The 14983-nt window shown below is 56.3% G+C and carries 14 protein-coding genes; 7 read left to right on the forward strand and 7 right to left on the reverse strand.

Annotated features, from left to right (window positions below):
• Positions 1-40 precede the first annotated feature (40 nt).
• Positions 41-1606 carry a transcriptional regulator TyrR gene (tyrR, locus tag LZU96_RS09945; RefSeq protein WP_233988105.1) on the forward strand — a complete coding sequence of 522 codons (1566 nt, stop codon included), beginning with the start codon at positions 41-43 and terminating at the stop codon, positions 1604-1606.
• A gap of 62 nt (positions 1607-1668) precedes the next feature.
• Here the strand turns inward: tyrR and tpx are convergent, their stop codons facing one another.
• A complete protein-coding gene (gene tpx / locus LZU96_RS09950) occupies positions 1669-2172 on the reverse strand; it encodes a thiol peroxidase (RefSeq protein WP_094119490.1) in 504 nt (167 codons plus the stop codon).
• Between the two features lie 153 nt (positions 2173-2325).
• Between tpx and ycjG the strand changes: the two genes are divergently transcribed.
• Positions 2326-3309 (forward strand): L-Ala-D/L-Glu epimerase, encoded by a 984-nt coding sequence (gene ycjG / locus LZU96_RS09955; RefSeq protein WP_233988106.1) that lies wholly within the window; start codon positions 2326-2328, stop codon positions 3307-3309.
• On the opposite strand, the gene mpaA is transcribed toward ycjG, so the two are convergent.
• The gene (mpaA, locus tag LZU96_RS09960) at positions 3284-3991 is read right to left on the reverse strand and encodes a murein tripeptide amidase MpaA (protein ID WP_233988107.1); all 708 of its coding nucleotides are present in this window, start codon (positions 3989-3991) and stop codon (positions 3284-3286) included. The genes ycjG and mpaA overlap by 26 nt on opposite strands.
• Positions 3992-4146: 155 nt before the next feature.
• Here mpaA and LZU96_RS09965 point away from each other — a divergent pair, with 155 nt between their 5' ends.
• Both LZU96_RS09965 and zntB read left to right on the forward strand, forming a co-directional pair.
• On the forward strand, positions 4147-5766 hold the full coding sequence (locus LZU96_RS09965) for a peptide ABC transporter substrate-binding protein (protein WP_233988171.1): 1620 nt from the start codon (positions 4147-4149) through the stop codon (positions 5764-5766).
• Positions 5767-5884: 118 nt separating this feature from the next.
• Positions 5885-6868 carry a zinc transporter ZntB gene (gene zntB, locus LZU96_RS09970; RefSeq protein WP_233984206.1) on the forward strand — a complete coding sequence of 328 codons (984 nt, stop codon included), beginning with the start codon at positions 5885-5887 and terminating at the stop codon, positions 6866-6868.
• A gap of 480 nt (positions 6869-7348) precedes the next feature.
• Here the strand turns inward: zntB and ttcA are convergent, their stop codons facing one another.
• From ttcA to LZU96_RS09990, 4 genes are all read right to left on the reverse strand, one after another.
• Positions 7349-8284, reverse strand: coding sequence for a tRNA 2-thiocytidine(32) synthetase TtcA (gene ttcA / locus LZU96_RS09975; RefSeq protein WP_233984207.1), 936 nt, complete (start codon positions 8282-8284; stop codon positions 7349-7351).
• 253 nt (positions 8285-8537) lie between these two features.
• The gene (locus LZU96_RS09980) at positions 8538-8702 is read right to left on the reverse strand and encodes a hypothetical protein (RefSeq protein ID WP_233984208.1); all 165 of its coding nucleotides are present in this window, start codon (positions 8700-8702) and stop codon (positions 8538-8540) included.
• Positions 8703-9393: 691 nt separating this feature from the next.
• The gene (locus LZU96_RS09985) at positions 9394-9654 is read right to left on the reverse strand and encodes a hypothetical protein (protein WP_233984209.1); all 261 of its coding nucleotides are present in this window, start codon (positions 9652-9654) and stop codon (positions 9394-9396) included.
• A 216-nt stretch (positions 9655-9870) separates the two neighbouring features.
• Positions 9871-10527, reverse strand: a complete 657-nt coding sequence (locus tag LZU96_RS09990; protein ID WP_233984210.1) for an MgtC/SapB family protein — start codon at positions 10525-10527, stop codon at positions 9871-9873.
• Positions 10528-10711: 184 nt separating this feature from the next.
• Between LZU96_RS09990 and LZU96_RS09995 the strand changes: the two genes are divergently transcribed.
• Positions 10712-10987 carry a DUF333 domain-containing protein gene (locus tag LZU96_RS09995; protein WP_233984211.1) on the forward strand — a complete coding sequence of 92 codons (276 nt, stop codon included), beginning with the start codon at positions 10712-10714 and terminating at the stop codon, positions 10985-10987.
• Between the two features lie 31 nt (positions 10988-11018).
• Here the strand turns inward: LZU96_RS09995 and LZU96_RS10000 are convergent, their stop codons facing one another.
• Complete coding sequence (locus LZU96_RS10000) at positions 11019-12011, reverse strand: 2-hydroxyacid dehydrogenase (protein ID WP_233984212.1); 993 nt, start codon at positions 12009-12011, stop codon at positions 11019-11021.
• Positions 12012-12158: 147 nt separating this feature from the next.
• Here LZU96_RS10000 and LZU96_RS10005 point away from each other — a divergent pair, with 147 nt between their 5' ends.
• Both LZU96_RS10005 and LZU96_RS10010 read left to right on the forward strand, forming a co-directional pair.
• The gene (locus LZU96_RS10005; RefSeq protein WP_293003705.1) at positions 12159-14789 is read left to right on the forward strand and encodes a YdbH family protein; all 2631 of its coding nucleotides are present in this window, start codon (positions 12159-12161) and stop codon (positions 14787-14789) included.
• Positions 14786-14974, forward strand: a complete 189-nt coding sequence (locus LZU96_RS10010) for a YnbE family lipoprotein (protein WP_031376780.1) — start codon at positions 14786-14788, stop codon at positions 14972-14974. The genes LZU96_RS10005 and LZU96_RS10010 overlap by 4 nt, the downstream gene beginning before the upstream one ends.
• Positions 14975-14983: the final 9 nt, after the last annotated feature.

Raw genomic sequence — 14983 nt, forward strand, 5'->3', positions numbered from 1 at the left:
CGTATTATCGCCTCATCTGAACCTGATTAAGGCCATCGCAATGCGTCTGGAAGTGTTCTGTCAGGACCGAATCGGTCTGACGCGTGAGCTGCTCGACCTGTTGGTTGCGCGTAACATCGATCTGCGCGGTATCGAAATCGCGGCGTTAGGCCGTATCTATCTCAATTTCTCCGCGCTGGAATTTGATGCCTTCAGTAATCTGATGGCGGAGATCCGGCGTACACCGGGCGTAACAGATGTGCGCACCGTGGCGTACATGCCGTCTGAGCGTGAGCACCGTGCGCTGAGTGCGCTGCTGGTGGCGATGCCGGAACCGGTCTTTTCGATCGATCTGAAAAGCAAAGTTGAACTGGCGAATCCGGCGGCGCAGAACCTGTTCAATCTTGACGAACAGAAGATGCGTAACTTCAGTGCCGGTAACCTGATTAACGGCTTTAACTTTATGCGCTGGCTGGAGAGCGAGCGGGTTGAAGCACAGGCGCAACATGTGGTGATTGAGGGACGAGACTTCCTGATGGAAGCGCGGCCTATATATCTGGCAGGTGAGGCGGACCAGAACGACCAGCCGGTCGGGGCGATGGTCATGCTTAAATCCACGGCCCGCATGGGGCAGCAGTTGCAGAACCTGGTGGTGACGGACGAATCGGAGTTCGACCACATCGTCGCGGTGACGCCAAAAATGCGTCAGGTGGTGGACCAGGCGCGCAAGCTGGCGATGCACGATGCGCCGCTGCTGATCATTGGTGACACCGGCACCGGCAAAGATATGCTGGCCCGGGCCTGCCATCTGCGTAGCGCTCGGGGTAAAAAGCCGTTCCTGGCGCTGAACTGCGCCTCGCTGCCCGATGACGTCGCCGAAAGTGAGCTGTTTGGTCATGCGGCGGGCGCCTATCCGAACGCGCTGGAGGGCAAAAAAGGGTTCTTTGAGCAGGCCAACGGCGGATCGGTGCTGCTGGATGAGATCGGGGAGATGTCGCCGAGAATGCAGACCAAACTGCTGCGTTTTCTCAATGACGGCACTTTCCGCCGGGTCGGTGAAGAGCATGAGGTCCATGTTAATGTGCGCGTCATCTGCGCCACCCAGAAGAACCTGATTGAACTGGTGCAGCGCGGCGAATTTCGTGAAGATCTCTTTTACCGGCTGAACGTGCTGACCCTGCATCTGCCGCCGCTGCGCGATCGTCCGCAGGATATTCTGCCGCTGACCGAAATGTTTGTTGCCCGGTTCGCCGACGAACAGGGAATGCCGCGTCCGCGTCTGTCACCACAGCTCAATGCGTTTCTGACCCGCTATGCCTGGCCGGGTAACGTGCGCCAGCTGAAAAATGCGCTCTACCGTGCGTTAACCCAACTGGAGGGCTATGAACTGCGTCCTCAGGATATTGTGTTACCGGAGCAGGCACTGGATGTGTCGCTGGGGGATGAAGCGCTGGAAGGGACGCTGGATCAGATCACCAGCCGGTTTGAACGTTCGATTCTGACGCGGCTCTATCTCTCCTATCCCAGCACCCGCAAACTGGCAAAACGGCTCGGCGTATCCCATACCGCCATTGCCAATAAGTTACGGGAATATGGTCTGGGGCAGAAGCGTACCGAAAGCGAATAGGCTGCCTGCTGAGGCGAACATGAAGCGGATAACCGGGTTATCCGCTTTTTTTTATTGCTGTGTTACTTCAGTGCCGCCAGCGCTGCTTCATAATCAGGCTCGGTGGTAATCTCATCCACCAGCTGGCTGTAAATCACCTTATCTTCCTCATCCAGCACAATCACGGCGCGTGCCGTCAGGCCTTCCAGCGCACCATCGGCAATTTCCACACCGTAGTCATACTTAAATTCTGAACCGCGCAGCGTAGAGAGCGTGACCACGTTGCTGAGGTTCTCCGCACCACAAAAGCGCGACTGGGCAAACGGCAGGTCAGCAGAGATGCACAGCACCACGGTGTTATTCAGTTCGCCCGCCGCCTGATTAAATTTACGCACCGAGGAGGCGCAGACGCCGGTATCAATGCTCGGGAAAATGTTCAGAATTTTGCGTTTTCCTGCATACTCAGAGAGCGCAACGTTGACCAGGTTTTTTGCTACCAGCGTGAATGCTTTGGCTTTATCGCCAGCCTGAGGAAACTGACCCGCAACCGGTACTGCGTTACCCTGAAAATGAACGGTCTGAGACATACTGATTCCTTTTGATGGTGAAGAGTTGGGACATTAAAACGGTTAACCCACAGCTATAACCGTTGTTTATGACATAAATGTTAAGGGTTTACGAGTTCAATTGTTGAGTTTAGCGTGGCAGCCTGCCACCGCGTCGTACATTGTGGAGAATCAATGAGAACGGTAAAAAGTTATCCTGAAGCCTGGCCATTGCATACGCCGTTTGTCATTGCCCGTGGAACCCGCACTGAAGTCAAAGTGGTGGTAGTTGAAATTGAAGAGGCGGGCGTAAAAGGTGTCGGGGAAGCGACGCCTTACGCACGTTATGGCGAAACCGAAGCCTCGGTGCTGGCGCAAATCGCCAGCCAGCTGACCGCATTACAGCAGGGTATGACGCGTGACGCGCTGCAACAGGCATTGCCAGCGGGCGCGGCGCGTAACGCCATTGACAGCGCATTGTGGGATCTGGCTGCCCGACAGCAGCAGCGTACGCTGTGGCAGCTCAGCGGCGTGGTGGCGCCCCGTGAAGTGGTCACCGCCCAGACGGTCAGCATCGATACCCCGGAAGCGATGGCCAGCAGCGCCCAGGCGCTGTGGCAACACGGTGCGACGCTGCTGAAGATCAAACTGGACGATAATTTTATCACCGAGCGGTTAATGGCGATCCGCGCCGCAGTGCCGCAGGCGACGCTGATCGTCGACGCCAACGAGTCGTGGCATGCGGAAGGGCTGGCGGCACGCTGCCAGCTTCTGGCCGATATCGGCGTGGCGATGCTGGAGCAGCCGTTACCGGCGGGCGACGATGCCGCGCTGGAGAACTTTATCCATCCGCTGCCGATCTGCGCAGATGAAAGCTGCCATACGCGTGACAGCCTGCCTGCGTTGCGCGGGCGTTATGAGATGGTCAACATCAAGCTGGATAAAGCCGGTGGTCTGACGGAGGCGCTGGCGCTGGCTGACGCCGCTCAGCAGCAGGGATTTGCCGTGATGCTGGGCTGTATGCTCTGCACCTCACGCGCCATTCGCGCCGCGTTGCCGCTGGTGCCGCAAACCCGCTTCGCCGATCTGGACGGCCCGACCTGGCTGGCGGTGGATGCGGAACCGGCGATAAAAGTGCAGAACGGTCAGCTGATTATTGCTGCCAGCGCAGCAGATTGACCATCATCTCAAGATAAGTTTCGGTGGCTTCATCGACTGAAATTACCGGCATTTCTGCCGTCACGCACGGCAGACTGAGATCCTTGCACCAGCTGCCGAACGAGCCGGGCGTGTCATAACCGACGCTGCTGACGCGCGGCAGGCCGGTCCGGGCCGCCAGCCAGCCGCCAATCTCAGCCTGATGCGGATCGTCAATGCAGCCCAGCGGCTCATGCCACGAAACAATCCAGCGCGGCTTGAGCTGATGAATCAGGGCGCACAGTGCCTGGGTTTCCGGTTCTGACGCCGGATGACTGCCGGTGGATAATGCCACGTCGCGCGCCTCTGCCATGCTGTTCCAGCGATAGACCGTCTCACCCGACTGCCAGTTTGCCGCCGGAAAGTTGCGGTTCAGATCGACGCCATTGGCGTTGGCACGCAATCCCAGCTGGCAGCCATCCGGATTCACCGCCAGCACCACATGATGCCGACGCAGCGCGTCGGGCAGCGTGCGTAGTGCGCCGGAGAGCGTGGCGATCGCCGCATTCTCATCGCCGTGGGTGCCCGCGAGGATCAGGCCGCTGTCGGCATCGCCCAGCGGGGCCGGGAACCACAGCAGCGGTGCGCCCAGCACTGACCGGCCATATTGCTGATACGGAACGTCCAGTTTGCCGCGCAGCGGTCGGGGATGTAGTGACGACATGGTGATTTCCTTTGAAAGGGTTTTCCTAAAAGTAGCGGAAAAGCCGCGCGCGGAAAATAGCTATTTATCAATCAGCAATTTGCGATAAAGTGCCAAAAGACAAGCTGCGTCGGCATCGGACCGCGGCAGCGCCTCTTTGGGGTAAAGGAGTGATGATGGTAAAGACCTTTCGCATGACGCTGGTGGCGATCAGCCTGAGCAGCGTCATCACACCCGCGCTGGCGGCAAATGTGCCGGCCGGCGCCCAGCTCGCCGACCAGCAGCAGATCGTTCGCCATATCAAAGATGAGCCTGCCTCGCTTGACCCACTCAAAGCGGTCGGGCTGCCGGAAATTCAGGTCATTCGCGATCTGTTTGAAGGGCTGACCAATCAGGATGCGCAGGGCAAAATCGTGCCGGGCGTGGCGCAGAGCTGGAGCAGCAGCGATAACAAAACCTGGATTTTCACCCTGCGCAACAATGCCCGCTGGTCCAACGGCGAGCCGGTCACCGCGCAGGATTTTGTCTACAGCTGGCAGCGACTGGTGAATCCGAACAACAGTTCGGCCTTTGCCTGGTTTGCAGCGTTAAGCGGCATTGAGAATGCGGCCGCCATCACCAAAGGCGAGATGACGCCCGACAAGCTGGGAGTAGTGGCGCAGGATAAAAGCCGGCTGAAGGTCACGCTTGATCGGCCGGTGCCGTGGTTCCCGGCGCTGGTCGCCAACGTCGCCCTGTTCCCGGTGCCGCAGAAGGTGATTGAACAGCAGGGCGATAGCTGGACCGCGCCAGGTAAACTGGTGGGTAACGGCGCCTATCAGCTGAGCGAAAGGGTGGTGAACGAGAAAATCGTGCTGACCCGTAACCCGCACTACTGGGATGATGCGCATTCGGTGCTGACCAAAGTCACCTTCGTGCCGATTAATGAGGAGTCGAGCGCCACCAAACGTTATCGCTCTAACGACATTGATATCACCGAATCCTTCCCGAAAAACATGTATGCGCTGTTGAAGAAAACCTTGCCCGGTCAGGTTTATACTCCGGACCAGCTCGGCACTTACTACTACGCATTTAATACCCAAAAAGGGCCTACCGCCGATGTGCGGGTGCGCAGAGCGCTGACATGGTCGATCGACCGGCAGATTATTGCGGATAAAGTGCTGGGAACCGGTGAAAAACCGGCGTGGCATTTTACACCGGACGTCACCGCGGGCTTCAGGCCGCTGCCGTCATTTATGCAACAGCACGATCAAAACAGTCTGAACGCGCAGGCCAAAGCGCTGCTGGCGGCAGCCGGATACGGACCGGATAAACCGCTGCACCTGAAACTGCTCTACAACACCTCTGAGAGCCATCAGAAAATCGCGATTGCGGTGGCCTCAATGTGGAAAAAGAATCTCGGGGTTGATGTCACGCTGGAGAATCAGGAGTGGAAAACCTACATCGACAGCCGCAACAGCGGTAATTTCGATGTGATCCGGGCATCGTGGGTCGGAGATTACAATGAACCCTCTACCTTCCTCAATCTGCTGACCTCAGGCAATAGCAGCAATATTGCGCGCTTCAGCAACGCCGACTACGATGCGGCGCTGGCGAAAGCCAGTAAAGAGTCCAGCGATCAGGCCCGTAACAGCGATTACAATCGCGCCGAACAGATACTGGCTCAGCAGGCACCGATTGCGCCCATCTACCAGTACACCAATGGCCGCCTGATCAAACCCTGGGTCAAAGGCTATCCGATCACCAACCCGGAAGATGTGGCCTATAGCCGCGAACTGTGGATTGAAAAACATTAAGCCTTATGCGGCCTGGCATCAGGCCGCTGTCTGACATCTTTCTACACAGCCCAATGATTGCAACTCAACGCCGCCACGCTAGACTGTATCGTATTGATTTTGATAGCGAGGCACGGTTGTGGATGTCATAGACGGAAAAGCATTACAGGTATCGGACGCCATCATTTCCTGCCAGCTGGACGGAAAGGGCGGTTTGATCCCGATTGCAGAAGATGAAGTGATTCACTGCGAGCGTCCCTGCTGGCTGCACCTGAACTATACCCATCGGCAGAGTGCCGAATGGCTACAATCGACAGCGCAGATCCCCGATGCCGTGCGTGACGCCTTAGCGGGCGACAGCATGCGTCCGCGCGTCAGCCGGCTGGGTGATGGTTTTATGATCGTGCTGCGCAGCGTCAACCACAACAGCGATGCGCGTCCCGACCAGCTGGTGGCGATGCGGGTGTTTATCAACGACAAACTGATTGTCTCAACCCGGCGGCGTAAAGTGTTCGCGGTAGATGAGGTGCTGACCGATCTGCAGAACGGCAATGGTCCCATCGATTGTGGCAGCTGGCTGGTGGATGTCTGCGATGCGCTGACCGATCACACCAGTGAGTTTATCGAAGAGCTGCATGACAAAATCATCGAAATGGAAGATGCGCTGCTCGATCAGCGGATGCCGGCGCGTGGCGAACTGGGCCTGCTGCGTAAACAGCTGATTGTGATGCGGCGTTATATGGCACCGCAGCGTGATGTCTATGCCCGGCTGGCCAGTGAGAAGCTGGGCTGGATGGACGACAGCGAGCGTCGAAGGATGCAGGAAATTGCCGATCGCCTCGGGCGCGGGCTGGATGACCTCGATGCTGGCGTGGCGCGCACCGCCATTCTGGCGGATGAAGTGGCTTCGCAGATGGCGGAGTCGATGAACCGCCGCACCTATACCATGTCGCTGATGGCGATGATCTTTCTGCCTGCCACTTTTCTGACCGGCCTGTTTGGCGTCAATCTCGGCGGCATTCCGGGTGGCGAATGGCATTATGGCTTCACCATTTTCTGTCTGCTGCTGGTGATACTGGCGCTCAGCGTGGCAGGCTACCTGCGTAAACGGCGCTGGCTGTAGCGGGCTGTCAGCAGCATCCGATGCAAAAGTGGCACTAAGCCGACAAAAGCTGATCGACATCAATAACCCTTAACCGCGACTGACGCAAAATCTCTCTCGCAGGTGAATGCAACGTCAAGCGATGGGCGTTGCGCTCCATATTGTCTTACTTCCTGATTTAGAATTAATGCATAGCACATTTAATTCGAAACACGCCGGCCACTGTGCCGGCTTTTTTTTTGCCGCCTGGCTGTAAGGCGTTTCCTTTCCTATGCTTAAAGTCCATTCGCAAGAAAAGGAGCACGGCATGAACGCGATTCTTAACAGCGAGCCTATCCCCACGGATCCGACCCCGATTCCTGACCCGATTCCTCAGCCGCAACCGCAGCCCGATCCGCCACCGGACCCGGAATTTCCACCCGTCATGGACCCGCCACCGCATCGGAACATATAAAAAAAGGGCGTGCTGTTAACAGCACGCCCTTAATCGTGGCAAAAGGCTTACTTAATCTGCACCACATCCAGACGCGCACTGATCTCCGGCACGTCTTCGTCTTCCGCGCGCCAGCCAGCAGGCTGTAGCGGCAATGTTTCACGATCAAAGGCGAGATCGCCGCCGTCGACGACCGCATCGCCGTGCTTAATGCCTTTGAAATCGAACAGGTTGATATCGGCCATGTGTGAAGGCACCAGATTCTGCATCGCACTGAACATGGTCTCGATGCGGCCAGGATAACGCTTATCCCAGTCACGCAGCATATCGGCCACCACCTGACGCTGCAGGTTCGGCTGAGAGCCACACAGGTTGCACGGGATGATCGGGAACTGGCGCGCTTCAGAGAAGCGGATAATATCTTTTTCGCGGCAGTAGGCCAGCGGGCGAATCACAATGTGCTTGCCGTCATCGCTCATCAGCTTAGGTGGCATGCCTTTCATTTTGCCGCCGTAAAACATGTTCAGGAACAGGGTCTGCAAAATGTCATCGCGATGGTGTCCCAGGGCAATCTTAGTGCAGCCGAGCTCGCTGGCAGTGCGGTAAAGAATACCGCGACGCAAGCGCGAGCAGAGCGAGCAGGTGGTTTTGCCTTCCGGGATCTTATCTTTAACGATCGAGTAGGTATCTTCTTCGATAATCCGGTATTCAACCCCCTGCGATTCAAGATACTCGGGCAGAATGTGCTGCGGGAATCCCGGCTGCTTCTGATCGAGGTTAACCGCGATCAGGCTGAAATTGACCGGCGCGCTTTTTTGCAGGCTGCGCAAAATTTCCAGCATGGTATAGCTGTCTTTACCACCGGACAGGCAAACCATAATGCGGTCGCCTTCTTCAATCATATTAAAATCAGCGATCGCTTCGCCGACATGGCGACGCAGGCGTTTTTGCAGCTTATTAAGGTTGTACTGTTCTTTCTTGTCAACCGTTTGATTATCTTGCATTTTTACCTATCTCTAAAACCAGAGATCGCACCTGGTCAGCCTGCCTGGGCTCGCGTTCAGGTGATCAACTCTCTGCGGTGTCACGAATATGCAGCGTATGGTACGGATTGTTGCCGCGCTTGTCAGCGCTGGCGTGAACTAATCAGCAGATAAACGTGCGCCGCCCGCCAGGTAAGAGAGGTTAGCCGTCGCGGTGAAACCAGCCGCTCAGCGCAGCTGAAGGATAAGCGCGGTTCTCGGGTCAGGTGCGCGGTTAACCATCGCGATCCGGCACATTATTCCACTGACAATCGATCTCGCTGCTGTGTGCTGAGCAGGAGGGCATCGATGCCTGCCAGGCTGCGCTCACGGCATCTGTTTTTTTTGCGGCACATCCCGCATTAATAAAAACAATTAACAGAACGAACAGGTATTTCATGGCGGTTACCGCGTTAATAAAAGCGAACAGGGTGCGCCAGATTCATTCAATAAGGTCTCAACAAAAAATAATCTGCAGCTGGCTGGATTGATTTAAATCAAAAACAGATATTTTTACTATAAAGAGCATGCTTTCGGTAAAGTCAGTATCTCTATAACTTCCGGCTGGCTGATATATCCGGGCAGCGGTAAGGTTGAATATAACAGCGCTGTTGAAACGCTGTTTATTAGCCTGAATTATAATTATGACCATGACGTTTAAATTGGGTTTCTGGCCGCGTGCTCGATAATGCTGCGATTAAACAGCGTTCAGGTGGCGTCACTGCTGGGTGCAAGGGAAGGGCTGCCCGCTCCCGCAGAGCGGATACATTATTGCAATAGCGTATGTAATATTGTCCGTTACGGGTCACTTAATCATCAGGCGCAGGAAAAATCTGTAAACACGCCACGGCGCACGTTTTGTGAATACAGAATTTTAATGAAAACGTTAAATAACCAGCAACGAAATCTATACTCTGCTTTGCTGTATAAAGAATATGACTCATTCAGGGAAGGCAAACAAAATCAAAAAATACAAATTCAGCGTTACGCTGATTGTTTTTCTATTATGCTATGTTGCAATTATGTATGTTGGCGTGTTGCTATTGATAAACCATCACGGCTTAATTCATTTTTTACTGCATTAATTTCTATTACCCACAGGCTTTAAAAATCCAGCGGTAGGCCTGGTGCAGGAACAGCTTGAGTGAGGCAAAAAATTCGTGAATACCGTCCTCAACCAGACAGTTGCCGGTATCTAACGCATTGTTCACAGAATCCCGATGGTTAACGATCAGCATGATGCCGACCGCTACGGCGATGGCAACCGGGACGATCAGTTTAAGCATCATGCCGTAATTTCTATGCCTGCCATCGGACAGGGCATCGTCAACATCATCCGGATTAAAAGCCATTAGTCTCCAGCCAGAATTATCACGTAGATCAATTAAGGCGGATTATGGCATCAATTTACCCCCGGCTCCATGTTTCAGGTCATTGAAAAAGGGTGACGAGAAGGTGAATTTTGCGTAACCGCAGGCGCTTTACCGCCGGTTCGCGACCCTGATGCGCGGTGATTTTTGCCCATCACTTTTGACATCTCTACTCGCATCAACCCCGGTCAGGCGCAGCTACATCATCTCCAGCGACTGCACCCCTTTGATTTCCATCACCTTATCGTAAAGGTGCGCATCGTTGGATTTGCGTGACAGCGTCACCTGAATGCTGAGTTCGCACAGGCCGCTCTCTTCATCGCGATTAACCACTGTCACGTTACCGTATCGAATCCCTTCGCGTTGCATCACCAGTAACACCAGCGGCACGCTTTTGGGTTTGAGAAACACCAGCAGCGTATGATGCTTGCCGATCAAAAAATGGCTGAGACGGCGAAAGACTTCCAGCACTAACAACGCCAGCACCGTGCCGTAGATGCCGATCTCATACATCCCGCTACCGATCACCAGGCCAATCGCCGCCGTCACCCACAGGCCTGCGGCGGTGGTTAAACCTCTCACCACCTGTTTCTGAACCATGATGGTGCCTGCGCCCAGGAAACCCATACCGCTGACCACCTGAGCCGCCACGCGACTCGGGTCCAGCGCGACATGCTCATTGGTCAGCATGTCGGCAAACCCATATTTCGACACCAGCATAAACATCGCGCTGCCGATGCCGACCAGAATGTGAGTGCGCAGCCCCGCCTCTTTGGCGCGCATCTGGCGCTCCATTCCGATCAGGCCACCAAGGATGCCTGCCAGGGCGATGCGAATTAACATGTCCATTAACATGGCATTACTCCGATTTAAGAATGGCAGAGGAAGTCTGACAATTCGCTGATAGCAGGTAAACAAGATAATTCTGCTTGCAAATGACGCGGGAGAATTTTGTAAAAAGCTGTTTCACCTCTCGACCCCTTGTGCTGCCTGACATATGCTGACCAGGCCTTTAACCTCAACTCCCGGAGTCCGATTGATGAAAGCAGCCACCTTATTGCTGGCCGGTGCCGCTCTGTTACTCTCTGCCTGCAGCAGCAACAGTGATGACAACGAGCCACCGCAACAGGCGACAGCCGCCCATATCCAGCCACGGGTGATGATGTCCTCGCTGGCCGAAAGTACCTGTTCCAATGCAGGCGGCACGCTGGCTTTCTCACATCAGCTGGACGGCTCCCGGGTCGGGATGTGCCAGCTGGTGAATGGTCGTCGCTGCGATGAGCAGGCGTTGATCGGCGGACGCTGCGCCCGTTAAGTGACAGGCCGGAGGTTTCCGGCCCGCCTGTTCAGGCTGAGAGTTGATTCGGGCAATTTTCGCCACGATCGAGCTGGCTGAGATTACTCAGGGTTGTTTCAGAGATGGCGGTCAGCGCTTCGGCGGTTAAAAACGCCTGATGGCCGGTAAACAGTACGTTGTGGCAGGCAGAGAGACGGCGGAAAACATCGTCCTGAATCACGTCATTCGACTTATCTTCAAAGAACAGATCGCGTTCATTCTCATACACATCCATGCCAAGCGACCCAATCCTCTGTTGTTTCAGCGCATCAATTGCCGCCTGGGAATCGATCAGGCTACCGCGACTGGTGTTGATGATCATCACGCCATCACGCATCTGGCTGAATGCCTCGGCATTAAGCAGGTGATAATTTTCTGACGTCAATGGACAGTGCAGCGTAATCACATGCGATTCGGCAAACAGCCTTTTCAGATCGACATATTCGGCACCCAAAGCCAGTGCTTCATCGCTGGGATAGGGATCAAAGGCCAGCAAGTGCATACCCAATCCCTTCAGGATCCGCATCGTCGCGATACCAATTTTACCGGTACCGATGACGCCAGCGGTTTTACCGTGCATATTAAATCCGGTCAGCCCGTCGAGTGAGAAGTTGGCGTCACGGGTGCGTTGATAGGCGCGATGGATTCGACGATTCAGCGTGAGCATCATACCCACGGTATGTTCCGCCACCGCTTCCGGGGAATAGGCCGGCACCCTGACGACTGGCAGGCCAAACTCCGCCGCGGCGGCCAGATCGACGTTATTAAAACCGGCACAGCGCAGGGCAATGTACTTCACGCCCAGCGACGCCAGCTCTTCCAGTACCGGGCGGCTGCCATCATCGTTGACAAAGATACAGACGGCATCACAGCCGACGGCATTTTTTGCCGTGCTCTCGGTAAGCAAAAAGTCAAAAAAGACCAGTTCGAAACCGAATTGCTGATTAACCTGTTCGAAGTACTTCTGATCGTAATGTTTGGTGCTGTAAACCGCGATCTTCATCGTTGTGCTCCTGCGTACGGGTGTGAAACAAGGATAACGTTTTCTGACTGACTTTGCTCTAACCGCTGATTTGCGCGCGGGCGGGACCTTCACCTTCGGGACGTTACATGCCATCATCATTGTCAGGATACTGTAAGGAAAAGGATTATGGCTGTGATGCCACGGATTTTCCGGCGACGGCTGGCGGCCATTCTGGCGCTGATTCTGCTGCTGCTGGGCTTACTGCTGACGATCACCCAATGGCTGCCACGGTTAGTCGGCATCTGGCTGCCGCCAGATACCCGGATTGCGCTTTCCGGCTCGCCGCGCTGGCGGGACGGCGGCCTGTGGTTTCCGGCTATTCGCTATCTGGCACAGGATTGTCCGCTGGCGGAAGTGAATGAGGTGTCACTCGGCTGGCAAAATTCCCGCTGGAAGCTGAATGCCGCACAGCTGACGTTGAACAGCGACTGCCTGCAAAAATTACCTGCCGCTGACGGCCCCTCGGCGGCACCCAAAACCCTGGCCGAGTGGCAGGCGATGCTGCCGGGCGCCGACGTTCACCTGGCGAAACTGGTTGTTACGCCGTGGCAGGCTTACGCCGGCGCCCTGGATCTGACCTTAGAGAAAAATCAGCAGCAACTCCGTTATCAGGGTGAAAATCTGCAACTGGCGGCGACGCTGACCGGACAGCAGCTCGCCATCAATCGCCTGACGCTGAATCATCCCGCATTGCCTGAGCCGGTCACACTCAGCGGCCATCTGGAGCTGCCGACCTTCGCCAGCGGCCTGCCGGTGAGCGGCGAAGTCGCCGGGCAACTGGCGCTGACCGCGCTGCCGCATCCGCTGCAGCTGACCCTTAACTGGCAGCAGCAACAGGGCGTGCTCAGTGTGGCGATGCCGGATAACGTCCGGCCGCTGCTGCAACTGCCGTGGCAGATCGGCGACGATCAGATCCGCATCGAGCAGGGCCAGTACTTCTGGCCGCTGGCCGGTCAGCCGCTCTCCGGATTTATCAATCTGACGCTGGCTAACTGGCAGTCGGGCCTTGAAACCAGCCAAATCAGCGGCCGGATTAACCTGTTAACCCAGGGACGCGGCGGTAAAGGCAACGTGGTGCTGGGTCTCGGTCCGGGGCATCTGAGTCTGACCGACAGCCATTTGCCCTTTCAGCTGACCGGCGAAAGCAAGCTGGCCGAGATGCAGCTGTACGGATCGATCCCGGGTCTGCTCAGCGGCTCACTGCTCGATCCGCAACTGCTGCTGCAACCCAAATCACTGCTGCGCCTGCGGGGTCGTCTGCTCTCTACGCTGGAGGTGGATGAGGCGCGCTGGCCGCTGGCTGGCGTCCGGATCTCCGCACAGGGCATTGATGGGCGGTTACAGGCGATCCTGAATGCGCACGACCCCAGTTTTGGTCATTTCCGGCTGCATCTGGATGGCCGCGCCACCGATTTCTGGCCGGATAAAGGCGAATGGAACTGGCGTTACTGGGGCGGAGGCGAAATGCTGCCGCTTCAGGCGCGCTGGGATGTTAAAGGCACCGGCGGCTGGCGGGACACGCTGATTCATCTGGATACGCTCTCCACCGGCTTCAACCACCTCGCTTATGGCAGCGTTCAGGTGGAAAAGCCGCGGCTGACGCTGACTGCGCCGGTCAACTGGCAGCGCGCGGCGCAGAATCCCTCTTTCAACGGTAGCTTCCGGCTACAGGCGGGCGCTACCCGATTCAGTTATGGCGGCAGGCTGGCGGATTCGACGCTCGACTTCGAAGCGAAAGGTCGCGATCCCGGTAACTTTACCTGGCGAGGATCACTCAATGCTGGCAGGGTGGGTCCGGTGCGGGTCAACGGTCGCTGGGATGGCGAACGGCTGCGTGGTGAAGCCTGGTGGCCGCAGCAATCGCTGACCGTGTTCCAGACCTTACTCAGTCCGGATCTGAAAATGCAGATTCGCGGCGGTGAGCTGCGGGCGCAGGTGGCGTTCTCGGCGGCGCGCGATCAGGGTTTCCAGGCGGGTGGTCACTGGATAGTCAAAGCGGGCAGTCTCTGGACTCCGGACAGTGAAATTAACGGCGTCGATTTCTCGCTGCCGTTCCGCCTGAAAGATCAGCAGTGGCAGTTTGGACAGCATGGCCCGGTATCGCTGCGTATCGCTGAGATAAAAAACCAGTTTGCGATGCAGAATATACGCGCCGATCTGCAGGGCGCCTGGCCGTGGAGCGAACAGGCGCCGCTGACCTTACAGGAGGTGAGTCTCGATCTGCTGGGCGGTCAGATTAGCTTACCGGCATTACGGATGCCGCAGCATCAGCCGGCGCGCGTGTCGCTGCGCAATATCAGCCTCAGTGAGCTGGTGACGGCGATTAAACCGAAACAGTTTGCCATGTCGGGCCGGATCAACGGCGAACTGCCGCTGTGGCTGAACCATCCGCGCTGGCTGATCGAGAAAGGGTGGATCGCCAACAGTGGCCCGCTGACCTTCCGGCTGGATAAAGATATGGCGGATGCGATCACCCGCAATAATGTCGCCACCGGCGCGGCGCTGGACTGGCTGCGCTACATGGAAATCTCCCGCTCCTGGGCCACGCTGAATCTGAATACGGTGGGCGATCTCACCATGGAGGCCCAGGTGCAGGGCGTCAGCCAGTTCAGTAATCGTCGGCAGACCGTGAATCTCAACTATCGTCATCAGGAAAATCTGTTTCAGCTGTGGCGCAGTCTGCGCTTTGGCGATAATTTGCAATCCTGGGTGGAGCAACATGCCGCCCTGCCATCGAACAAGGACACCACACCATGAGCCTCAGGGCATTACTGGTTCTGGCAGCCGGGCTGCCGCTGATCGGCTGCGTGCCGCGCATTGAAGTGACGGCACCGAAAGATCCGATCACCATCAACATGAACGTGAAAATCGAGCATGAGATTCACATCAAAGTGGATAAAGACGTGGAAGCGTTATTGAAAAACCAGAGCGATCTGTTCTGAGGAGAGCGA

Origin of the sequence: Pantoea agglomerans (genome assembly GCF_021397715.1) — a bacterium.
GTDB lineage: Bacteria > Pseudomonadota > Gammaproteobacteria > Enterobacterales > Enterobacteriaceae > Pantoea > Pantoea astica.